Origin of the sequence: Streptomyces sp. CBMA152 (genome assembly GCF_014596475.1) — a bacterium.
Classification (GTDB): Bacteria; Actinomycetota; Actinomycetes; order Streptomycetales; family Streptomycetaceae; genus Streptomyces.
Window position 1 is genome coordinate 724,565 of record NZ_MECJ01000002.1, and the last position, 20,755, is coordinate 745,319.

General features: G+C 69.0%; 21 protein-coding genes and 1 pseudogene. 11 read left to right on the forward strand and 11 right to left on the reverse strand.

The window, feature by feature from the left end; genetic code table 11:
* The first annotated feature begins 327 nt into the window (after positions 1–327).
* Positions 328–1,590, forward strand: a complete 1,263-nt coding sequence (locus tag BG418_RS04205) for a hypothetical protein (RefSeq protein WP_188272255.1) — start codon at positions 328–330, stop codon at positions 1,588–1,590.
* Between the two features lie 154 nt (positions 1,591–1,744).
* Positions 1,745–1,897, forward strand: coding sequence for a hypothetical protein (locus tag BG418_RS04210; RefSeq protein WP_188272256.1), 153 nt, complete (start codon positions 1,745–1,747; stop codon positions 1,895–1,897).
* Positions 1,898–1,960: 63 nt separating this feature from the next.
* Here BG418_RS04210 and BG418_RS04215 read toward each other — a convergent pair whose 3' ends face one another.
* Complete coding sequence (locus BG418_RS04215; protein WP_188272257.1) at positions 1,961–2,518, reverse strand: dienelactone hydrolase family protein; 558 nt, start codon at positions 2,516–2,518, stop codon at positions 1,961–1,963.
* 46 nt (positions 2,519–2,564) lie between these two features.
* Between BG418_RS04215 and BG418_RS41090 the strand changes: the two genes are divergently transcribed.
* The 3 genes and pseudogenes from BG418_RS41090 to BG418_RS04225 all read left to right on the forward strand — a co-directional run bounded on the left by BG418_RS41090 (position 2,565) and on the right by BG418_RS04225 (position 4,779).
* Positions 2,565–2,639, forward strand: a complete 75-nt coding sequence (locus BG418_RS41090; RefSeq protein WP_398997527.1) for a putative leader peptide — start codon at positions 2,565–2,567, stop codon at positions 2,637–2,639.
* A 70-nt stretch (positions 2,640–2,709) separates the two neighbouring features.
* Positions 2,710–4,139: pseudogene (locus tag BG418_RS04220) on the forward strand (sulfatase).
* Between the two features lie 331 nt (positions 4,140–4,470).
* Entirely contained in the window at positions 4,471–4,779 is a 309-nt protein-coding gene (locus tag BG418_RS04225; RefSeq protein ID WP_317453492.1) for a DUF6000 family protein, read from the forward strand.
* A gap of 114 nt (positions 4,780–4,893) precedes the next feature.
* On the opposite strand, the gene BG418_RS04230 is transcribed toward BG418_RS04225, so the two are convergent.
* The gene (locus tag BG418_RS04230; protein ID WP_188272258.1) at positions 4,894–6,561 is read right to left on the reverse strand and encodes a M4 family metallopeptidase; all 1,668 of its coding nucleotides are present in this window, start codon (positions 6,559–6,561) and stop codon (positions 4,894–4,896) included.
* A 480-nt stretch (positions 6,562–7,041) separates the two neighbouring features.
* Positions 7,042–7,830, reverse strand: coding sequence for a DUF4239 domain-containing protein (locus tag BG418_RS04235; protein ID WP_188272259.1), 789 nt, complete (start codon positions 7,828–7,830; stop codon positions 7,042–7,044).
* Between the two features lie 44 nt (positions 7,831–7,874).
* Between BG418_RS04235 and BG418_RS39565 the strand changes: the two genes are divergently transcribed.
* Positions 7,875–8,489, forward strand: coding sequence for a hypothetical protein (locus BG418_RS39565; RefSeq protein WP_223184254.1), 615 nt, complete (start codon positions 7,875–7,877; stop codon positions 8,487–8,489).
* 202 nt (positions 8,490–8,691) lie between these two features.
* The gene (locus BG418_RS04245; RefSeq protein ID WP_188272260.1) at positions 8,692–9,756 is read left to right on the forward strand and encodes a cobalamin-independent methionine synthase II family protein; all 1,065 of its coding nucleotides are present in this window, start codon (positions 8,692–8,694) and stop codon (positions 9,754–9,756) included.
* Between the two features lie 55 nt (positions 9,757–9,811).
* On the opposite strand, the gene BG418_RS04250 is transcribed toward BG418_RS04245, so the two are convergent.
* The 5 genes from BG418_RS04250 to BG418_RS04270 all read right to left on the reverse strand — a co-directional run bounded on the left by BG418_RS04250 (position 9,812) and on the right by BG418_RS04270 (position 15,798).
* Positions 9,812–10,909, reverse strand: a complete 1,098-nt coding sequence (locus tag BG418_RS04250; RefSeq protein WP_188272338.1) for a MerR family DNA-binding transcriptional regulator — start codon at positions 10,907–10,909, stop codon at positions 9,812–9,814.
* 433 nt (positions 10,910–11,342) lie between these two features.
* Positions 11,343–12,506 (reverse strand): oxygenase MpaB family protein, encoded by a 1,164-nt coding sequence (locus BG418_RS04255; RefSeq protein WP_188272261.1) that lies wholly within the window; start codon positions 12,504–12,506, stop codon positions 11,343–11,345.
* An 87-nt stretch (positions 12,507–12,593) separates the two neighbouring features.
* On the reverse strand, positions 12,594–13,649 hold the full coding sequence (locus tag BG418_RS04260) for a polyprenyl synthetase family protein (RefSeq protein WP_188272262.1): 1,056 nt from the start codon (positions 13,647–13,649) through the stop codon (positions 12,594–12,596).
* The gene (locus BG418_RS04265) at positions 13,639–13,917 is read right to left on the reverse strand and encodes a polyprenyl synthetase (RefSeq protein ID WP_188272263.1); all 279 of its coding nucleotides are present in this window, start codon (positions 13,915–13,917) and stop codon (positions 13,639–13,641) included. The genes BG418_RS04260 and BG418_RS04265 overlap by 11 nt, the downstream gene beginning before the upstream one ends.
* 537 nt (positions 13,918–14,454) lie before the next feature.
* Entirely contained in the window at positions 14,455–15,798 is a 1,344-nt protein-coding gene (locus BG418_RS04270) for a lipase family protein (protein WP_188272264.1), read from the reverse strand.
* Between the two features lie 243 nt (positions 15,799–16,041).
* On the opposite strand from BG418_RS04270, the gene BG418_RS40740 reads away from it, so the two are divergent.
* Positions 16,042–17,322, forward strand: coding sequence for a helix-turn-helix domain-containing protein (locus tag BG418_RS40740; protein WP_317453493.1), 1,281 nt, complete (start codon positions 16,042–16,044; stop codon positions 17,320–17,322).
* 772 nt (positions 17,323–18,094) lie between these two features.
* On the opposite strand, the gene BG418_RS04280 is transcribed toward BG418_RS40740, so the two are convergent.
* The 3 genes from BG418_RS04280 to BG418_RS04290 are packed head-to-tail and all read right to left on the reverse strand — an operon-like array spanning position 18,095 to position 19,077.
* Positions 18,095–18,256: a DUF5670 family protein gene (locus BG418_RS04280; RefSeq protein WP_114037515.1), complete on the reverse strand. Its 162-nt coding sequence runs from the start codon at positions 18,254–18,256 to the stop codon at positions 18,095–18,097.
* 45 nt (positions 18,257–18,301) lie between these two features.
* Positions 18,302–18,664 carry an ANTAR domain-containing protein gene (locus BG418_RS04285; RefSeq protein ID WP_188272265.1) on the reverse strand — a complete coding sequence of 121 codons (363 nt, stop codon included), beginning with the start codon at positions 18,662–18,664 and terminating at the stop codon, positions 18,302–18,304.
* Positions 18,661–19,077: an STAS domain-containing protein gene (locus tag BG418_RS04290; RefSeq protein WP_188272266.1), complete on the reverse strand. Its 417-nt coding sequence runs from the start codon at positions 19,075–19,077 to the stop codon at positions 18,661–18,663. The genes BG418_RS04285 and BG418_RS04290 overlap by 4 nt, the downstream gene beginning before the upstream one ends.
* A 133-nt stretch (positions 19,078–19,210) precedes the next feature.
* On the opposite strand from BG418_RS04290, the gene BG418_RS04295 reads away from it, so the two are divergent.
* The 3 genes from BG418_RS04295 (at position 19,211) to BG418_RS04305 (ending at position 20,712) form a co-directional block, all read left to right on the forward strand.
* On the forward strand, positions 19,211–19,522 hold the full coding sequence (locus BG418_RS04295; protein ID WP_188272267.1) for a helix-turn-helix domain-containing protein: 312 nt from the start codon (positions 19,211–19,213) through the stop codon (positions 19,520–19,522).
* A gap of 81 nt (positions 19,523–19,603) precedes the next feature.
* Positions 19,604–19,981: a nuclear transport factor 2 family protein gene (locus BG418_RS04300; RefSeq protein WP_188272268.1), complete on the forward strand. Its 378-nt coding sequence runs from the start codon at positions 19,604–19,606 to the stop codon at positions 19,979–19,981.
* A gap of 188 nt (positions 19,982–20,169) precedes the next feature.
* Complete coding sequence (locus BG418_RS04305; RefSeq protein WP_188272269.1) at positions 20,170–20,712, forward strand: GNAT family N-acetyltransferase; 543 nt, start codon at positions 20,170–20,172, stop codon at positions 20,710–20,712.
* Positions 20,713–20,755: the final 43 nt, after the last annotated feature.

Sequence of the window (20,755 nt, forward strand, 5' to 3'; positions counted from 1 at the left end):
GGCTTCCCCTCTTGCGTTGGCCTTCTCCGAGGGCCCTGTGACCGCCAGGTTCAAATGACCGATCGCGACTGTGGTCACCTTGACCGGCAGGCCTTGCCCACGCCCAGTTCTCGCAGCGCGCCCAGCGCTTTTGGGCGGGGTTGTCGCTCCTCGATTTCGTGGTCGGGTGGCTTGCGGCGAGCCACCCGACCGCACACTCCGACTCTGACCTGCACAGGCACGCGAACTACGCCTGTCGTGCCAGTGGGCGATCGCGGGGCGGATGAGTTTCCCTCACGTCGAGCCCATGGCACAGTCCCGGTACGGACTCATCGAGAGGGGACGCTCATGAGCCACCGGTTACGGATGGCCACCGAGGCCCGGGCAAGCCTGAACCGCATACGGACGCGAGACCCGTCCGTTGCCCTGCTCGTCGGCGAAGCCGTGGTCGCGCTCCTGGACGAAGGGCCGCGTCTGGGCCCGCCGATGGTGGTAGAGGTGGAGTCGGTGCTGCGTGAGCAGAACATCGGCATGCTCCTCGACGACTCCTACCAGCGCCTGCTTCACCTTCTGCAACAGGCCCGCCGCGCCATCGCCGACATCGCGACCTCGCGTCGTCGCGTAGAACTCCAGACGACCCAGCTGGAGCAGCAAGCCGCGAAGCTCGATGAACAGGTGACGAAGGCGCTTGCCATGGGCCGGGCGGACCTGGCAGCGGAAGGCCGGATCCGAGCGGCCGCCGTGCGCGATCAACTCGAGGAAATCTCCGGCACCATCGACGCATTGCGGAACCTGGAAGACCGTTCGAGCACTCTCGCTCAGCGCCTTCAAGGGCGAGTGGACGTCTTCCGGATGCGTAAGGAGACCGGCAAGGCCGTTGTGCTCGCCGCCCGCGCCCACGCCACGGTAGATGAGGTTCTCGCCGATGCCGGCGAACCGGCCCTCGCTCCCGAAGTGCCGGGGAAGGCCGCAGAGGAGGCACTCGCCGAGGCCGAGTCGGCCCAGGCCGCACTCCTGGCGAGCGGCAGCGCCCTCGAACAGGAAGCACGCGGCTGGCTCGGGATCACCGGGCTTCAGGACATTGCGCCACCCCGGCTCCTGGAACTGCGGCTCGGCGCGGTGACGGGTCACGACACTCGCCTTGTGTACGTCGTCGACCCGCCCGGCGCGGTGATCGTGCTGGCGATCGGCGATGAGCAGGGAGACTGGTGGGGCTGGTACCACGGCGTCCTGCCAGATGCCCGATACCTCGCGTCAGCCCGGCCGGCAACCGGGCACGGGCAACCTGGACCGGGTCTTGTCGACCATGACAGGGAGTCCTTCCTGCAGACCTACTTCCCCGACACAGCTGACGAAGTCGTCCTCGGCGCGGCCCAGTTGGCGCACCGCAACCGGACACGCCCTCTACAGGACGTGCGTCGGCTCGCCGGAGTCACTCGGGTGCAGCTGGCCGCGCGGATGGGCATCGAGCCGGAACAGGTAGCCGCGTTCGAGAGTGCAGAACCCGGCACGACGGACATGCGCATGCTTGTCGCCTACGTCCAGGCCCTTGGTGGACGGCTTGAGGTCATCGCCGACCTCGGAGCCGAGAGGATCGTCCTCGACTGCTGAACCCGCCGTGGCTCGTCAGGCTCGTATGTTTCGGCAGATCCCGCACGCGTGCGACGCAGAGCTCCTTGCGGGTGCGGTGGATGAACTCGCGGGCGGCAGGTTCGCGCCGCCACGGAGCCTGGGCTTTGTTGAACTCGGCAACGTAGTTCTTGGCATGGGAGGACCGGGCGCGGGCGAGGACGTCGATGCCGTGGTGGCCGAGTGCGAGGCCGTGGTCGAGGTCGCGGACCTGGAGGTGGGCGGTCCCGACGATGACGAGGCGCATGCCGAACAGCTGTCGTCCTTCGCCTGGCCGAGCAGGAGGTAGGACAAACGCGCGGTCCGCTACGAGACCACCGGCCTCGTGGCGGTCATCAACGAGTGGCTGTGATCAGTCCTGGTGAGACAGCTGGGTCAGGGCCTTGAGGATGTGCTTCCAGGCGTCTTCAGCTGCGTCCGCGTCGTAGCTCTCGGGGCGGTCCTCACACAGAAAGCCGTGCTGGGCGGCGGGGTAGGCGATCAGTTCATGACGCACACCGGCCTGCTCAAGGCGTTGCCCCAGGCGCTGCCACTCGTCCATGGAGATGAGGAAGTCCTGTCCACCGACGAGGCCAAGCAGCGTGGTGCCGTGTGCGGCCATCGCTGCCGCGCCGTGGGGGGTCAGTGGCGGTTCCGGCTCGGCCAGCGGGATCCCGCCGTCCAGGGTCCAGCCGCCGTAGCATTCAACGACCATGTCCAGCGGCATACAGGTGGACACGAGAACACCGAGGTGACCGCCAAGGGAGAAACCGACGAACGCGCGGCCAGCCCCGCCGGCTGGCGATGACGGTATCCGCGAGGTGTCGTTGAGAGCGAGTGCGCGGGCCTGGTGGAATTGCGGGACGGGCCGCGGTGGATGCGGTGTACGAAGCCCTTGTGAACAGGTTGGTTGTGTCGTTGACAGGTACACAGACGCTCAGCCAGGCTCCTGGCTCATGCAGTTGCCCCGTGACCTGATGGTCACGCTTGTGGAGCGCCGCCACGTCGACCTGGTCCGTGTCGCGAGCGCCATCTGTCGTCGCGCTGTCTGAACCGACTCCCTCTCGACTCTCTTCTGGTACGTGACGCCGTGGTGCGCCGTGCCCTGTTCAGGAGCGCACCGTGACCTCGTACGTATCCAAGCTGTCCCGACGCGCCTTCGGCGGTGCCGTCGCAGCAGGCACCACCGCCGCGGCGATCGGCCTGCCCGCCGCTGATGCCCAGGCCCAAGCCCCGCTTCAGGAACGGCCGTTCAAGGCCGCACCGCACCGGCGGGCCAAGAGGCCCAACATTCTCTTCATCCTCGGCGATGATCTCGGCTGGGCCGATCTCTCCTCCTACGGCGCCCCGCACATCAAGACACCGAACCTGGATCGGCTCGCGCGGCAGGGGGTGCGGTTCACGGATGCCTACGCCGGGTCCGCGACCTGCTCGCCGACGCGGTTCAGCCTGTACACGGGGCGTTTTCCCGGGCGTACGAAGGGCGGTCTGGCGGAGCCGATCGCGGACAGGTCCGTCGGGCTCGAACCGACGCACCCCACACTGGCTTCGCTGCTGCGCGAGGCGGGCTATGCGACCGCGCTCATCGCAAGTGGCACTGCGGGTATCTGCCGGACTACTCGCCCACGAAGTCGGGCTGGGACGAGTTCTTCGGGAACTTCGGCGGGGCTCTGGAGTACTACTCGAAGCTGGGGCTGGGCGGGGAGTATGACCTGTACGAAGGTGACGTACGCGAGGGAGATGCCGCGTACAAGGACCTGCGGTACTACACGCGCATCCTGACCGAGCGCGCGAGCGAGTACGTCCAGCGAGACCACGGTGATCGGCCCTGGCTGCTCAATCTCAACTTCACCACACCGCACTGGCCTTGGATCGCCGACGGGGACGAGGAGGAGAGCGCCGAGATCGTCCGCAGGATCAAGGCGGGCGACAAGGGTGCGCTGTGGCACCAGGACGGTGGCTCCGTCGAGAAGTACACGCAGATGGTGCAGGACCTGGACCGGTCGATCGGTGTAGTGCTGCGCGCCTTGAAGGAGTCGGGGCAGGAGCGGGACACCCTGGTGTTCTTCGCTTCGGACAACGGTGGTGAGCGCTACTCGTACAACTGGCCGCTTTCGGGCAACAAGTCGTCGCTCCAGGAGGGCGGGATCCGCGTGCCGACCATCGTGCGATGGCCCGCGCGTCTCGATGGCGGCCAGGTCAGCCAGGAGCCGGTCTTCACCCCCGACTGGACGGCGACGCTCCTGGAGATCGGCGGGGCGCGGCCGCATCCGGCGTACAAGCTGGACGGGACGAGTCTTGCCCCCTATCTGCTGAAGGGCGAGCAGCTCGCTGAGCGTGAGCTGTTCTGGCGTGTGCGCGGGGAGCGTGCGCTGCGCCGCGGGGACTGGAAGTACTACCGGGGAAAGGGCGGTCAGGACCAGTTGTTCAACCTGGCCGAGGACCGGCGCGAGCAGGCCGACCGGGCTGTGGACGAGCCGAGGCTGCTGGGTGAGTTGAAGGCGGCATGGGAGGCGACGGACAAGGAACTGCTGGCGTATCCGGCCGGGTGAGGCGGGTTCCTCCGGGTCGGGGTGTGGCTGCCGCAGCACTCTGCGGACCGCGGTGACATGAAGGGCGAGTGTGTCTGCCTCCGCAGCCTGACGGCTGAGAGGAGAGGGCAGTTCGGTGACCGGGGCGGTAGCCCGGCATGGCCTTCCACCGGCCGGTGGAAGGCCATGCTTTCGTGCGGCAGGATGCGTGTATGCATCATCCGGGTGGGGATCGGGAGTTACGGGAGCTGGTCGGCCGGTTCGTCGTACCGGAGCGGCGATACCTCAAGCTGGGCGGGAGCCTTCTGTCGATCTGGCCAGCGAAGGGCCGTACGCGGGGCAGGCCTACTGCGTGGCCCTGAGCGGATTCGGGACTTCCGCCGATGCGGCCTTGCTGGCCGCGTACCTGGACCGTTACCTGCCACGCGCGGATCTGTTCTACGACCAGCCGCGGGCGCTCGGCGCGCTGTTGCACCTCGATGCCCGGCTCGGCACCGGGCACGCGGCACGGTTTCTCACCCCGGGCGGACTGTGGCAGCAGTGGACCCAAGGCCCGCCGGCAAAAGCGGACCGCGACCCGCAAGGCGCTTGCAAATTCATCGGGCAGCTCTGCTCCTTCGTCCAGGAAAGCGCCAGGCACTGCACCCCACCCCGTCGGTGACCGGCTGCGACAGTCCCTCGCCGTCGTCATCGTGGGGAGGCGGCAGGTCCATCAGGGGTCATACGGCAGTGCCGCACCGGTTGTGTACCGGTGCGGCACTGCGTGGTTCAGGGGTCAGGGCTTGACGTTCACGGCGGCCCAAGTGGCGTCCACGGCCTTGACCTCGGCGCTGTTCGCGCCGTAGAGGTCGGTGGCGGCCTTCAGGGTGCCCTGGCGGGCGCCGTGGTAGTCGGTGGTGGAGGTGAAGTACGTGGTGAGTGCCTTGTACCAGATCTGTACGGCCTTGTCGCGGCCGATGCCGGTGACCTTGGAACCGTCCACGGTGGGGCTGTCGTAGTGCACGCCGTTGATGTCCTTCGCGCCGCTGCCCTCGGACAGCAGGTAGAAGAAGTGGTTGGCGACGCCGGAGGAGTAGTGCACGTCGAGGTTGCCGACGCCGGCGCTCCAGTAGTCGGCCGAACCGCGGCCGTCCCTGCTCGGCTTGTCCTGGTAGCGCAGCGGCTTGCCGTCGCCGAAGAGGTCGATCTTCTCGCCGAGCAGGTAGTCGCCCTTGTCCTGAGGGTTGTTCGCGTTCCACTCCACCGCGGTGCCGAAGATGTCCGAGGTGGCCTCGTTCAGGCCGCCGGACTCGCCGGAGTACTCCAGGCCGGCGGTGGCGGAGGTGACGCCGTGGCTGAACTCGTGGCCGGCCACGTCGAGCTGGGTCAGCGGGTGCTGGTTGTTAGCGCCGTCGCCGTAGGTGATGGTGAAGGACTGGTCGTCCCAGTAGGCGTTCTGGTAGGCGTTGCCGTAGTGGACGCGCGAGACCGGGGCCCGGCCGTCGTTCTTGATGCCGTTGCGGTGCAGGACGTTCTTGTAGAAGTCCCAGGTCTGGGCGGCGCCGTAGGCGGCGTCCACGGCGGCGGTCTGGTTGTCGGCGGGGCTGCCGGTGCCCCACTTGTTGTCCGCGTCGGTGAAGACGGTGCCGTTGCCGCTCGTCTTGTGCTTGAGGTCGACGGTGCTGGAGCCGCCGCGCACACTGTCGACGAGGCTGTAACCCGTCGAGGACTTGGTGGTGTTCAGGCTGACGGTGCCGCTGTACTGGCTGGCGCCGGTGCCGACCGCGCCGAGTCGGGAGCCGGCCGGTGCGACGGCCTTGGAGCCGCCCTGAGCGGTGATGCCGTCGGCTATGTCGTCGATCAGCTGGATCTCGTACAGCTTCTTGCCTGTGTTGGCGTCGGTGATGACGCGCAGTCGGCTCGGGGTGACGCCGTCGCGCTTGGTGCCGGTGACGACGCTCTCGTAGGCGAGGACGGGATTGCCGTCGGCGGCCCAGATGACCTTGCGGGGGGTGTCGCCGGTGGCGGCGCCCGTGGTCTTCGCGGCCTTGGCGGCCTTCACCGCGGCGGAGGTGGCAGCGGTCGGCGTCAGCTTCGGAGTGAGCGAGGCGACCTTGATGGTGGTGTTGACGGCCTTGGTGACGTCCTTGACGGCGCCGTTGGGAGCCCGGTGGACGATGAGGTCGCCGCCCACGACCGGAAGGCCGGCGTAGGTGCGTTCGTAGCGTGTGTGGACGGTGCCGTCGGCGTCCTTGATGACGTCCTTGACGACCAGCTCCTCCTTGACACCCAGGCCGAGCGCCTGGGCGGTGGCTGCGACGCCGGTGCCTTCGTGGTGCGCCGGCGCGGCACCCGCTGATGCGGTGACAGCACCGACGGCGAGCAGGGCGCCGGTGAGCACGGCGGCGCCGGACGTGAGGGCCAGACGGCGCGCAGTGCCACTGGTGGGGGAGAGCGAGGACATGTGGTGTCTCCAGACAGGCGTGGGGAGTTGGGCGGGATCGCCGCCGAACCTTTCAAGGAGGGACTGATGCCTTGATGAGCACGGACACTCTCAATCCGTCGCGCACATGTCACGTGGCATAAAAGGGTGTCTGCCCGCTCATGCCGGACTTGCGGCCTGCCTCTTCATGGGAAGGACACGACCCCGATACGTGCCGACACAGGGGACAGAAGATTCCGCAACGCGCGTGAAAGAAGTCCTGCGGCGCAAGACGACTGGCAATGCTCTGGGGTGCCTGGCTGGTGGGGCTCACGCTGGGGGTGTGATGTCAGCGGGGGGTGGGTTGTATCGCGCCCGCCCCGCTCCTGCCCGCGTTACCAGATCCGCCTGCCGAAGTACCGGCGACGTGGTTCAGTCCTCCGAACACAGGGCGCTGACCCGCGCCGCGTCGTGTGAAGCCGCGTCGGCCGGTACGAGGGGATCTTCATACCGGGTATGGCTTTACAGCGGGTAGCGGTCGATCCGGTACAGGACGGCGTTGAGTGCATCGGGGCCCAGCCGTAGCACCCCGCTGAACGGGCTGTCGAGCGCCCAGATCAGCCATAGGAGAAACGCCAGCAGCGCCGTGGTGGCAACCACCATGCCGGTGTGCAGCGGGGTGCCCGAGTGTTCCAAAGCCAAGGAGAAGCCGACGGTGAGCACTGCTCCGAGGAAGAGGCAGGCCCACAGTATCGACGGCACGATGCCCGGCATGGCGTCCAGGCGGAGCCTTCGACTGTCGGCAAGTTGCTCCACGTCGCCGAGGATGAGATTGGCGGCGTTCTGCTGGCCGCCGGTGGCTGTGTCGTAGGCCTGGGCTTGCTCACGCAGCTTGACGAGGGCATCCCAGGCCTTGGCGCTGTCATGGCCACTCTCCATACCCGGCCATTCATCGTCGACGAGTGTGCGGGCGTAATCCCGTACGCCGTAGGCGAGTTTGGTGCGTTGTGGTCCGGTGGTGTTGCGGCTGGTGAAGTAGAGTCGGGCCACCGTATTGGCCTCGGTGTAAGTGTTGTTGCGAGCCTGGGTCTGGTTGTCCCACACCGCAACGACAACGAAGGCAAGAAACACCCCATAGAGTGCGGCGACCATGCCGAGCAGCGTGCCGACGGACTCTCCCCGGCCTCGCTGATCGCGTCTCCCGGCCGGTGCGGCCGCCTGCCCCTTGCGGCGGTGCAGCACCCGCGCGAGAAGGGCGGTGCCGACCATAGGCACCATCATGCTGAGGAACGCGACCAGATAAGGCGGCATGGGCTGAGTCTGGAACACTCGAAACACCCGTACAAGACGGGGCATTGGCCGTAGCCTCGCTCTTTCGTTTCGAACGAGATGACGGTGTTTATCGTCAATCTATCGACTATGAGGGCGACCCGGAGGCGAAGCCGTTCGCCCGGGAAGCGTTGCAGCTCTTCCTCGCCTACGCCGACGAACAGGTCGAACGAGCGGTGCGGGCGAAACGCAAGGGCGCCCTGGCGGCCTACCGCGACGCCACCCTCCTCAAGATCATCTACGGGTGGGTCCTGCACCGGACCGAGACCTCTCAACTCGACCTCGTCGACTTCGGACGCAACCCGCAGGCTCGTCAGTTCGGCTCGTCGCGGTCACGCTCAAACCCGGACTTTGCCAACGACACGGAGTGGTACCGAAGTTACGGCCTGACCTTGACCATGTCCGGGCCGCGACGCGAGGGCATCCGTGGCCACCTGCACGCGAGCGTCGCCGACCATCACCCTCGCGAAAGCGCCGCCACGCCAGCCAAGCCCATCATCCCGCTCCGAGCAGGCCCGTTGGCAGTCACGTGCGAATTCGCCGGCGGTGTCAGTTCTCGCCGAGAAAACAACGGGGTGGGCCCTGACCTGGCGAGGCGCCCTGGTCAACTCCCTGTCAGCAAACGCCCACCGATGCAGTGAACTTTCAGAAGCGCTCCCACTCATCGAACGTGTCCCTACAGCCCCGGCGCACCGTCTCGAAAGGCGCCCCTCAGCGGGGCGGTGGCCTGCGGTGATATGCCTGCGGTGCTCGGGCGCGGCCACGCCCTCGGCGGGGTCGGTGGCGGCGTGGCAGGTCCGGGCCCTCTTGCCCGGGCCGAAGGCGCTTCCTATGGTCCGGCCCATGAGCATCCCCACCGAGCCGATCGGCAGCATCCCTCGCCCGCGCGCCCTCCAGGAAGCCCTTGCCGAGCACGCCCAAGGGCACCTGGACGATGCCGAACTGGCCAAGCTCCAGGAGCAGGCCACCGTCGACACCCTGGCTCGCCTGGAGGAGCTGGGCTGTCCGGTCCTGGTCGACGGCGAGCAGGCCAAGCCCAGCTTCGCCACCTACCCGATCACGGGTCTGGCCACCCTCGACCCAGCGGGCGCCGTCATCCCGTTCGCCGACGGCCACACCCGGCAGCTGCCCCGTCTGACCGCAGGACCGTTCCGCTACCAGGTCCACGCGGACACCTACCTGCACGATGCCCGGCGGCACACCGACCGCCCGCTCAAGCAGGCGGTCATCGCGCCCTCGGCACTCAGCTTGCTCTACCCGGCCGAACCCCTCGACAACTACCCCCGCGAGGCGTTCCTGCGCGACTTGGCCGACGAGGCGGAGGCCGACATCCGCCGCTGCCTGGAGGCGGGCGCACACGTGGTGCAGCTCGACTTCACCGAGGGCCGCCTCTCCCTCAAGCTCGACCCGAGCGGCACACTCCTCGACGACTTCATCGCGCTCAACAACGAGGTCCTCGGCCGGTTCACCGAGGCCGAACGGGCCCGGCTCGGCGTGCATACCTGCCCGGGCGGCGATCACGACTCCACCCACAGCCTGGACGTCGACTACGCCGGGCTGCTGCCCAAGCTCTTCCAGCTCAAGGTCGGCAACTTCTACGTCCAGCTCGCCAGCGAGGCCGACCCCGAGCCCGTACTGCGGATCATCGCCGACCAACTGCGCCCGGGCATCCGGGTCTTCGTCGGGGTGACCGACCCGATCACCACGATCGTCGAAACGCCCGAGGAGGTACGCGACCGGGTGCTGCTCGCCGCCCGCCACATCCCGGTCGACCAGCTGGGCACCTGCGACGACTGCGGCTTCTCACCGTTCGCAGACGACACCTCCACCTCCCGCGAGACCGCCTTCGCCAAGATCGAAGCCCGGGTGAAGGGAACAGCCCTGGCCGCCCAGACCCTGGGCCTGTGATACGGAGCCGCGCACGCCGCACATGTAACCCGGGTCAGTCCGGACCAGTGCCCATTCAAGCTATGAGCAGGCGGAGGCCGAGGTCTGCCGTGTCGAGGCGGGCGAGGTCGCTGTTGCGCTCAGCCCATCGGCCGGAGTCGAGGTCGTCGCGGAGGCTTCGCACCGCCCGCTGCTCGGCGTCCGGCCCGACCCTCGTCCACACCGACATCGCCCGGCGGACGTGCTCCTCCAGATACGCCCCTGGTCTGCGCCAGTACGCCTCGAACAGGCCGTCAGCGCAGTCCCACGGGATGGGCACCGGCTCAGCGCGGGCGCCGATCGCGTCGGCCATCCCCGCAAGTGAGGGAAATTCTGCGAGGACGGTGGCGAACTCGGGCAGGTAGTCGCGGGTAAGCCAGAACCGGTCCTGCCATCCGGGCTCGTCGGTGTCGAACGTCAGCACCACCACGCGGCGGGCAACGCGCCGCATCTCGCGCAGCCCCGCTATCGGGTCCCCCCAGTGGTGAACAGTGGAGACGGCCATCGCGACGTCGAAGGAGTGATCCGCGAACGGCAGGCTCTCCGCGGCGGCGGCCACGCACGGCGCCGAGCCGGCAGGCCGCTGACGCCGCATGACCTCCGACGGCTCCACCGCGGTCACCTCGCGATCAGCCGGCTCGTAGGAGCCGGTGCCGGCCCCGACATTCAGCACCGTCCGCGCGTCCCCGAGCGCGTCCAGGATCTGCGCTGCGATCCGCGGCTCGGTACGCCGCGTCGCCGTGTAAGCGCCGCCGATCGCGTCGTACAACCGTGCACCGAGCATCCCCAGTTGCTCCTCCGGTGTCACCTTCAGTCCCCTCGCCCGTGCCTCAAGTTCCCTGTCAATGGCCGCCACCATGGCGTCAGCACGATCACGCCGCTCCAGCAGCAGGCCACGCAGTCGGCGCAGGTGCGCGACCGCGTCGGTGGACGAGTCGCCGACCAGTTCCGCAACCTCCCGCAACCCGAAGCCCAGCCGCCTATAGGCCAGCACTTCCCTCAGCCGCTCGACGTCACCCGCCGAGTAGGCCCGGTACCCACCCGAGGTCCGCGCCGACGGACGCACGAGCCCGATCGCGTCATAGTGATGCAGCGTGCGGACGCTCACGTCGGCCAGCTCGGCCACGCGCCCCACGGTCCAGTGATCTTCCACGGCACCGACTATGCAGCCTGACGTCACGTGAGGGTCAAGAGCCGCACTCATGACCCGCAAGAGACAACGCGGAACCGTAGGCGCACGCCGCGTTACCGTCAGAAGCGGTCCTTTGCGCGAGCATATCGCCGCCCGAGGGCGTGATCGCGGCAGCCAAGCGCGCCATGGTTCCCGAGGACCTGGCCGAGGTTCTCCTGCGGGAACATGCTGCCGGGGTGGGCCAGTTCGCCCGCCCCGGCAGCCGAGCGGTTGATCCGCGGTGCACTGGCCCACGGTGCTCAGAGGTGCTCAGACTCCCGACGGCGAGCGTGATCTGGAGGGCACGCTGCGAGGACTGGCCGGATGGAACCGGACCGGGCCCCGGTGCTCACCGGCGTCCTGCAGCGTGGAGAACCTGGTCGTGTGAATGCGGGCGTCAGGGGGAGACCGTGGCGGCCGGTGGTGTCCACCGGTGGGTGCGGGACACCGTCCCTTCGACGCCGAAGTCCTTCTTGAGCTGTTCCGGAATGGCGTAGTGCATGACGCGTCCACGGGTGAGGGAGGACAGTTCCAGGACGGCGGTCAGATGGCCGAGGCGGTCGAGCGCCCAGGCTCCGAGGGGGGAGCGGTCCTCGATCGTCTCCAGTACGCCGAGGAGGTGCGGCACCGCCTTGACGACGGTGTCCCAGCGGCTGCGCGGCACCTGGAGCCAGTCGGCACAGGTGTCGCCGACGAGGTGGCGGATGAGCGCCGAGACGATCGGGTCGAAGAAGGTGCCGGGCACGATCTCCTCGTAGAGGTCGATGAGCTGTCGGGTCAGATGAGCGCCTTCGTCGGACGGGGCCATGTGCCGGAGCATGTACAGGTCGAGGAACTGCCGTGCTTCATCAAGGGTGGTGGGGACGGCGTTCTGGTCGATGCCGAGCATGGCACCGACCACGCGCCAGGCGTAGTAGTACGCCTCGGCGCCTTCGGTGGACATGTGGATGCCGAGGCGGTGCAGGCTGTCCAGGACGAGCAGGGAGAAGAACATCTGCCCGCCGATCATGTCCTCCTGACAGATCGGCGTGCCGAGCGTTGCGATGTCCCAGCGGTTCTCGCGCTTGAGGTGGTGGCGGATGGAGGCGTGCAGGAGGCGGACCTTCTGGGCCGCGGGAATGAACCGGCTGTCTGCCTCGAAGGCGTCGGGTTGCATCAGATAGACGGTGAACTGCCCCGTCTCCGCCATCCGTTTGGAGGGGTACTTCAGGCCGTGGGTGGCCGAGAGGAGCTGCGCCACGTGCGGGACGACGTAGCAGGCCGGCATGGAGGCGAAGGACAGGGCGGTGGAGATGTGCACGTTGTTGTCGATGAAGAAGAGCCGGGCCCGCTCCATCTCGCCCCAGTCCACCCAGGTCGGCGGCGTACTGGTGACCTGGAGGTACTCCCGCGCCACATCGGGCAGCCCGTCCGGCAAGGGGGCGCCGACGGTGGAGACGTACCGCATCAGGGTGTTGAACTTGCCCACCTCCCCCCGTTCGAACAGCGTGGCCACGGTGGCATCGGCGAGTTCGTCACCCGCTCGCCGCAGGGCGTCCATGGATGCCTCGGTGTAGGTCATGACAGGGCTCCTCGTCCTTGACGGGTGGTCGGCGACAGACAGCGGCATGTCCCCGGAGACGGCACACACGCTCCTGTGGGGTGCGGATCAGGACAGACGGATCGCAGCGGAGCGCGCCAGTGTGATCAGGGCAGCTGCGGCGGGCGCCGGTGCGTTCAGGGTGTGCAGCGCGGCCAGGGCCTCCTCGACCCGATCGGCGATCATGGCCTCGATGCGGTCGGGGGCCTTCACCCGGCACATCACCGCGCGGACCTCAGCCAGGCCCTGCTCGTCCAGATCGCGGCGGCCGAGCAGCGAGCCGAGCCGCTGCCGCTCGCTCTCGTCGGCCAGGCGCCACGTCTCGGCCAGCAGGGCGGTGGGTCGGTGGCCGCGTACATCGTCCGCGTTGGCCTTGCCCGTGCGCTGCGGGTCGCCGAACAGTCCGAGCAGATCGTCCCGGAGCTGGAAGGCCTCTCCCAGCGGCAGCCCGTACGCGGAGCAGCCCTGCCGCAGTCGCTCACCGGCCCCGGCGAGGGCGGAACCGATCAACAGGGGCTGCTCCACGGTGTACTTGGCGGTCTTGTACCGGATCACCTTCAGCGACGCCGAGGTGTCCGGCAGGCTCCCGGTGCGCAGGATCTCCAGGCACTCGCCCGCGATCAGCTCCCGGGCGAGCAGCGACCACAGCGGGCGGGCCCGCGCCAGGTAGGCGGCGGGCAGGCCGCTGGTGGCGAACAGCTGGCCGGCGAGCGACATCAGCAGGTCCCCCACCAGCATCGCGAGCGACCTCGCGGCGGCTACGGCACGCGGCCGACGGCGTACCGCACCGCGTAGCGCGATGTGCGCCGTGGGCCGGCCGCGCCGCAACGGGCTGTCGTCGATGAGGTCGTCATGCACGACCGCGGCGGCGTGCACCAGCTCCATCGAGGCCGCCGCTCGCACCATGGCGTCGCTGTCCGGCTGCCCCGCCGCGCGCCAGCCCCAGTAGCAGAACGCCGACCGCATCCGCTTGCCGTCGGCGACCGCGGACTCTAACTCGCGTGCCACCGGGTCGAGAAGAGGATCGATGGCTGCCAGCTGCACGGCCTCCGCGGCCACGAACTGGTGCAGTACGTCATCGACCCGCGTCTTGAACGCGGCAGCCTCCCATCGGTCAGGCATCATCGCCGGCCCGCCGAGCCAGCGCGTGCTGGGCGAGAATCTCCAGGTGGGCGGGCGGGGCGGCCGCGTACCGGTCCATCACCAGGCGGCCGCGCGCCAGCAGATCGTGCTCAGCGTCCGCCGCCAGCTCGGCGGCGTCCGAGCGGTGCAACGCTGCCGACACGGTCCTCAGTGCCGAGGCCAGTGTGCTCACCGCCAGGTCGGCGAGGCCCGCCGCCAAGAGGACCGTTGTCTCGTCCAAGCCTCTGCGTCGTCCCGTATCCCCTGTCACGGCATCCCCTCACTTACGGCACGGCCGAGCGGGCGCCCGTCATATGCCACCCCTTCCAGAGTCGCGGTGCACCCTGCCTGCGGCCGCAGGAACTCACGATCAGGTGATGAGATCGTGCGTCTGTGCGGACCGGCCGCCCCCAGCCGCCGGTGCCGGGCGGTCGTGAAAGCGGTCGGCGGACCGGACGTGGTTCGGGTCCTGTGGTTTGACGGGCCGCCTGATCGGGAGACCGTGGCAGGTGATGCCCTTTCACATCGATGCGACGGGGCACTCCTGGTCTCGGGAGGCGGGGGAGCCGCCGGAGGCTCTCATCCAGTTCGGCGCCTGCGCCCAGGGGCGCAGGCGCCGAACGAGAGGGCCAGGACGTGCCGTTGCGGTGCCGCCGCCTCTGTCCCAGGGGCCGGAGTCACCACCCCGCGCGAGCCGTCGGCGCTGGGGATGCCGCGGTTCGACAGGAGCTCCGCGCGCTCGGCGGCCGGGAACGTGGCGATGCCGAGATCTGTGAGGGTGGCCTTCTGTGCCGCGGAGGCACCGCGATCACGACAGCGGAGCGGGTTCCTCCGGGGTGAGCGCGTTGCCGCTGGCGATACGGCCGCAGTCGGACGGGGCCGTGCGGCCGGCGAAGCGGTCGTTGAGCCAGCCCAGCGCGACGGGTGCCCAGGCGAGGGTCGCGCCCGTGTGGCTGAGCAGGTCGTACTGGCTGTACTTGACCGCGGAGCTGCCGGTGGCGCAGTACTTCCGGGCGAGCGAGCGCACGTCTCCGGCGACCATCACGCCGTCGCCCGTGCCGATGCCCGGGCGGTTGCTGAAGGTCCCCTCGAAGACGCCTCCGTTTCCCTGGCCGATGAACCCGGGGACGGCCGGGGTGGCGGCGGAGCCGAGGTTGAGCTTGTTCATCGCCGTCACGAAGGCGGGGATCGAGTTGGGGTTGGCGTACTCCGCCTTCGCCATCTTCTTCCAGGTCAGCCCCGGGTAGTGGCCGAGGGCGTTGACGATCGAGCCGCGTTCGAGGTCCTTGTAGACGCTCAGGCCGTAGCTGTTGAGGTAGCTCTTGAGGTCGATGCCGTACGAGCGGGAGACGCCGATGACGGCCATGGGGATCACGCCGGTCCAGGCCAGCGAGCCGTCGACGTACTTCAGGTTGTGCGCCGGGTCCACGAGCAGGCCGCCCTCGGCGTAGCCGACCAGTCGGCGGTTCACGTCCGGTGCGTAGCTGGGCGCGAGCGTGGCGGCCCAGTTGGTCGCGATGGCGCCGCCCGAGTAGCCGATGAGGCCGAACGACGTGGAGGAGTCGAGTCCCGTCTCGGCCGCTTTGGTCGCGGCGCGGATGGAGTCCAGGGTGTTGGTCCCGTACTCCGGTCCGGCGGCGAAGTTCGCCTGCTGTCCCTCGGTGTCCGGGATGACAACGTTGTAGCCCTGCAGCAGCAGCGGCGCTATGAAGAGGGACTCCGCGTTGGGGATCACGCCGCCCAGGGTGACGCCGCCGGCGATCGCCCGGGAGGGGCTGTCCTCCGGGTTGAGCGAATCGTAGAACGACTGGTAGGAGACGGCCTTGCTGTGGTCTCCCGTCGGACTGCGCACCACCGTGGTCACGTTGGCGGCCGGGCGGCCCTGGGCGTCGGTGGTGCGGTACAGCAGCTGGACCGCCTTGAGCGGCGTGGGGATGCCGAGGACGTGGTACGGCAGGGTCCGCGTCTTCAGTACGGTGCCCGGCGCGAACGCGGACAGCGGCTCGCTGCCGGTGTAGGCGTAGAACGGGTCGCTGGCCGAGGCCGTCGCGGCGGCCGGTGTGGCGGCGACGGCGGTGGCGGCCGGGACGGCGGACATGGCCGCGGTTGTGGCGACGGCGATGGAGAGGAGGCGGATGGCTGCCTTGGACATGCGTTCCTCGATTCCTGTGTGGGGGTCCCACGTGCCGGCGGAGGGTTTGGCGCGCGGCGCGTCGGGCCGGGGCGGGCGGCCCCCGGCAGGGGATTTCGTGAACGATGCGGCCGCGGTCCTGCCACATCTGGCCATCCACTAGTCGGTCGTGTTACCAACCAGTAAGTGATGTCCCGGAAACATCATGGTGCCGGTGAGCGGCCGAGTCTCCGGGGTGGGGAACAGAGATGTGCGAGGTGGATTGTGACCGGCTCCAACGCCGTGGAACGGGACCAGGTGCCGCGATTCGGTGGTGTGCCGGTGCACAAGCGGCTCCAGGACGCAGCCGGTGCGCTGGAGCGCGCCGTGATGGTCCGGCTGGTCGAGCGGCTCCCCGTATACGGAACGCTGCCGGCGGAGCACCTCGGCGGAGACATCGCCAAGCAGGTGACCCTCGGAATACGGAGCTTCGCTGCGGTCCTGTGCACCGGGGAGATGCCCGGGCAGACCGAGGCGGCGGCCATCCGCGAGTCGTCGGCCCGGCGCGCCGACGAGGGCGTACCGCTGGAGGCCGTGGTCGGTGCCTACCACCTCGGTGCGGAGGAGTGCGCTGCCCAGGTCTTCTCGGCGGCCGAACCGGGCGACTTGGCCGACGTACTGCTGGTGCAGCGCCAACTGCTCGCGTATCTGCGGCTGGTGAGCTGCGAGGTGGCCGCCGGGTACGTGCAGGAGCGGCAGACGGCGCTCAGCGACGAGCAGGTCGCGCTGCAGGCGCTGCTGTCGCGGCTGCTGGAGGGCGGCAGCCCCCAGGGCGCCGCGGACCGGGCCGGCGTTCAGCTGCCGGCCTGCTACCTGGTGCTGAGTATCGCGATGGGGCCGCACCCGGACGAGCTGGTGCCCGGGGTGAACCACGCGGTCGCCGCCCGCCGCAAGCTCCGACGGCTGCGCAACGAAATCCAGCGCCAGACGACTGGCGTTCCGCTCTCCGTCCTGTCGGGCGAGGGCGGGCTGGTGCTCATCCCGTACGCGACTGCGCCGGCCGACTGCGGCCGGGCGGACCGGGCGCGGCCGTCAGATCTGGTCGAGCAGCTCGGCCGGATGTGCGGCGCCGAGCTGCTGGCCGCAGCGACGTTCGCGGCGCCCGAAGGGGTCGCGGAGGCCGCCCGGCTGGCCGGGGAGGTGCGCGCGGTGGCGCAGGCGTCCGGGCGGGGACCCGGGCTGTACCTGCTCGACGACGTGCTGCTGGAGTACCAGTTGAGCCGCCCGAGCCCGGCCAGGGCGGGGCTGGCCGCACTGCTCGACCCGCTGGACGACCGCCCGGAGCTGCTCGACACGCTGCGCGCCTTCCTGGCACGGGGATTCGACCGGCGCCAGGCCGCCGCCCGACTCCAGGTGCACCCGAACACGGTCGACTACCGGCTGCGCAAGGCCACCGAACTCACCGGTCTGGACGCCTCCCGGGGCGCCGACACCCTGACCCTGCGCGCCGCCCTGGCCGCCCACGACGCTGTACGCCAGGCCGAGCCGGCAGCCAACGGTTCGTGACGCCCAAGCCGCGGAACTGGTGGTCGACCCGGACGTGGACCTCCGACAGCGGCCCGCAGGCGTGTCGCGTGGCATCACGTGCCGGGCAGAAACGAATCGCCTGGGCTGGCTCTCTTGGCGAGGGACTATGTCTGATGATCTGGAGTGGGGGCGGTCGGGTTCATCCGCTGCTGGCCGATCGGTTCAGTCCGTACGCCTTCGATCTGGCGGGCGTCGTTGGTCTGATGGCCCGTTCAGCGCGGCCTTATGGCGCGGACGGTCCGCGCGGGCCCTTCGAGCAACAGACGCGGGTGATCAGGGACAGCTCAGGGCTACCGCGATCGCGCTGAGCACCGTGGTAGCAGCGGTGTCCGGCGTCCGTACCGCACGGTCAGTGCTTCCACCTGCTCGGTGAGCGTCACCCCGCGCATCCGGGATCGTGGGCCTCTGTGAGGCCTGCACTCTTGTACGAGGCTGCGAAGGCGAATTCGTCGCAGCTCAGGTGTCAGCGTAGGTATTGCCACCCTAGTCGAGCTCGGGGGAGAGGGTCGCGTTCTGGTTGCGCCTGCAGGCGTCGGGTAGATGACCTCTTACGGACGGCGAGCCCCGGAGTGCGTGTCCGGTGGGGCAGGCTGACGCACGGATCGCAGCGCACCGCCTGCCCCAGCCACCTGGTGCGAGGGGTTGAGCGTCCGGCCAAGCGGGACTCAGCCCCCCGCTGGAGGGCACAATGACCAGGTGTTCGGGGCCATGCGGCTCGCGCGCAGGCCTGGCAGGAGAACCGGGGTCGCTGCTACCAGCGGTACCAGCGGGCGCTTCCGCCGCGGGGGCGGGCGACGAACCCGATGAGCCAGAGCACCAGGACCACAATGGCGATCCACCACAGGGCCTTGAGTGCGAACCCGGCACCGAACAGGATCAGAGCGAGCAGCAGAACGAGGAGCAGGGGAACCATCGTTATCAACCTCCAGTACGCCGTGTGCTCCGGCCGGGGGGCGGCTTACTCTGCTATGGCCTCCGCGGTGTCCGGTGCAGTGGCGGGCGCGTTCAGTGTGCCGGTTGGGATGTCCGGTTTGGTCCGGAACGGGACGAGGGCTGCTGCGAGTTGCTGCTGGAGCGGCTCGGGCAGGGACTCGCCGTTGATGGAGCCGAGGACGTACTCGGCGACTTGGCGCAGTTTGCTGTTGGAGTGCTGGGACACGGTGACCAGTACGTCCCACGCGTCCTGGCGGCTCAGGCTGAAGGTGGCCATCAGTGCGCCGCGGGCCAGGTCGATGACCGGGCGGGTCTGAATGGCCCGGCGCAACTGCTCGACTTCGCGGTGCAGGGCCTCGGTGTTCTCGGCAGGGACGCTCTCGTTCACGCCGAGAACACCGAGGCCCGGTCAGGGCGATGGCCGGGGCGAGTGGGGCCGGCCGTGGCGAACAGAGGCTGCGTGCGGGTTGCTGTGAGCAGTCTTGCCACCTGCGGGCCCGCGCCCCGGATGCCGATGGTCTTGCTCTGGGCCAGGGCGCGGTGGCGGATACGCAGCAGCGCGTTGAGCCCGGAGCAGTCGCAGAAGCCAACGCCCCGCAGATCGACGGTCAGGCCGTCCGTCGAGCGGTCGAGTGCTTCGCGCATAGCGCAGTAGAGGGCCTGCGCACTGTCGAGGTCGAGGTCGCCCGCGACCAGGACCACGCCGGATCCGCCGACAGGATGCACCAGCAGGTCCACGGGCGCGCCCGTCAGGGCGTCCGTGGCCTGCGGAAACTGCGGGAACGACTCTGGATCTTTCATGGCAGGCTCCCCATGAGGACTCCACCCGACTCCGTCCCTCCGAATCTCCCCTCCCCACCCTCACCTGTCAAGAGTTACCGGAAACTTATTTCGCCCTTTTGATTGCGTGAATCCATCGTCCTATGATGGAGGGATGGGTGGAGTACCTGAGGCGCACAGCAGCTGGACCTTCCTCACCAACCACGCCCGCGTACTCGCGGCGATCGCCAAGGACCGCACCGTGCGCATACGCGACATCGCCGCGCACTGCAGACTGACCGAGCGATCCGTCCAGAACATCATTTCCGACCTGGAACGCGGCGGCTACCTCACCCACACCCGCGAAGGCCGCTCCAACATCTACCGCGTCGCGCCCGACACACCGCTGCGCCACCCGGCCGACCAACAGGCCACCGTCGCCGACCTCCTCTCCCTGCTCGCCCAGCACGACACCAGGCACTCCTAGTGTTGTGACCGGGTTGGTTCACCGTGATCGGTAGGCGGCTTGTGGGTCGAGTGCACGCGGTACGGCTGGTATTACTGGGGTATGCAGGAAGAGACCGCACGTTCCGCGATCGACATGTTCATCTCCGCGTTCAACGCCTCGGACGACAGTTATGTGACTGCCCTGCTCTCCCAGGCCCTGACCTCCGACGTGGTCTTCTGGGGGCCGTTGGGTCGCAGCGAAGGAATCGGGGCGGTCGAGCGGTTCGTGCTGGACATCCGGCGCCACCCGGCGGGGACCGGCACGATGGTGCGCTGCTCGGCGGTGGACATGCCTGACGAATGGGCCCGGTACCAGTGGGTCTTCACCACGCCTGATGGAGGTCCCCGCCTGGCGGGAACGGACGTCGTCCATCTGCGACGGAGCCTCATCGACCAGGTCATCGTCTTCGCGGGGGAGATCGAGCCGTCCGCCTCCTGAGTCGTCCTGCTGTCGCTGTCCTTCTCCTGGACTTGCCCCGTCGGCGTTCGGGAGCTGCGGTTCGCGGTTGGTCAGGCCCGCGGTGTTGAGGGGGCGTCCGCCCCAGCGGATGCCCTTTTCGCTGCGGGTGCGGGCGCGTTCCTTGCGTTGGGCGGCGAGTACGTGCCCAACCCGGCCGTGAGGTCGAGGTGTTCGCGCTGCGTGCGGACGAGGAGCCCGAGTCCTTGGCGCGGCTGGCGGCAGCCGTTGCCGCCGCGAGGCAGATCACCTGGCTCACGGTACCTACGCTGCGCCCGGGCACCGTCGAAGCCGTCGTCGACGCCGCCGGACTGGAGTTGCTCCACCGGTCCGAGTGGTTCATGACGACCGATCTGGCCGAGCACCCGCAGCACGTGCCCGCCGCGCCGTACGAGCGCGAGGTCCGCACGGAGGGAGCAGTCACGGTCGTCTCCCTCTATGACTCCTCCGGAGAGGTGGCGGCGCGTGGCACCATCGCCGTGGTCGGCGCCGATGCGGTCGCCGATCGCATCGAGACGGACGCGGCGCACCGGCGACGCGGCCTGGGCCGCGCCATGATGAGCGCTCTGGCGGAGGCCGCCGTGGCCCAGGGCGCCCGCACCGGTCTTCTCATCGCCAGTGAGGAAGGCCAGCGCCTCTACTCCTCCCTCGGCTGGCGCCACGAAGCCGACGTCCTGATCGCCCGGCGGCCGGTGGTTCCCTCCAACCGGTAGGACTGGTTCACGCTGGCTGATCCGCCCATACGCACGGCGCACT

Bases quoted from the DNA above. Each gene is read 5' to 3' on its own strand.
- BG418_RS04205 (WP_188272255.1), top strand. From the start codon at position 328: ATGAGCCACCGGTTACGGATGGCCACCGAGGCCCGGGCAAGCCTGAAC.
- BG418_RS04210 (WP_188272256.1), top strand. From the start codon at position 1,745: ATGGGAGGACCGGGCGCGGGCGAGGACGTCGATGCCGTGGTGGCCGAG.
- BG418_RS04230 (WP_188272258.1), bottom strand. From the start codon at position 6,561: ATGTCCTCGCTCTCCCCCACCAGTGGCACTGCGCGCCGTCTGGCCCTC.
- BG418_RS04235 (WP_188272259.1), bottom strand. From the start codon at position 7,830: ATGCCGCCTTATCTGGTCGCGTTCCTCAGCATGATGGTGCCTATGGTC.
- BG418_RS04245 (WP_188272260.1), top strand. From the start codon at position 8,692: ATGAGCATCCCCACCGAGCCGATCGGCAGCATCCCTCGCCCGCGCGCC.
- BG418_RS04255 (WP_188272261.1), bottom strand. From the start codon at position 12,506: ATGACCTACACCGAGGCATCCATGGACGCCCTGCGGCGAGCGGGTGAC.
- BG418_RS04260 (WP_188272262.1), bottom strand. From the start codon at position 13,649: ATGATGCCTGACCGATGGGAGGCTGCCGCGTTCAAGACGCGGGTCGAT.
- BG418_RS04270 (WP_188272264.1), bottom strand. From the start codon at position 15,798: ATGTCCAAGGCAGCCATCCGCCTCCTCTCCATCGCCGTCGCCACAACC.
- BG418_RS04280 (WP_114037515.1), bottom strand. From the start codon at position 18,256: ATGGTTCCCCTGCTCCTCGTTCTGCTGCTCGCTCTGATCCTGTTCGGT.
- BG418_RS04290 (WP_188272266.1), bottom strand. From the start codon at position 19,077: ATGAAAGATCCAGAGTCGTTCCCGCAGTTTCCGCAGGCCACGGACGCC.
- BG418_RS04295 (WP_188272267.1), top strand. From the start codon at position 19,211: ATGGGTGGAGTACCTGAGGCGCACAGCAGCTGGACCTTCCTCACCAAC.
- BG418_RS04300 (WP_188272268.1), top strand. From the start codon at position 19,604: ATGCAGGAAGAGACCGCACGTTCCGCGATCGACATGTTCATCTCCGCG.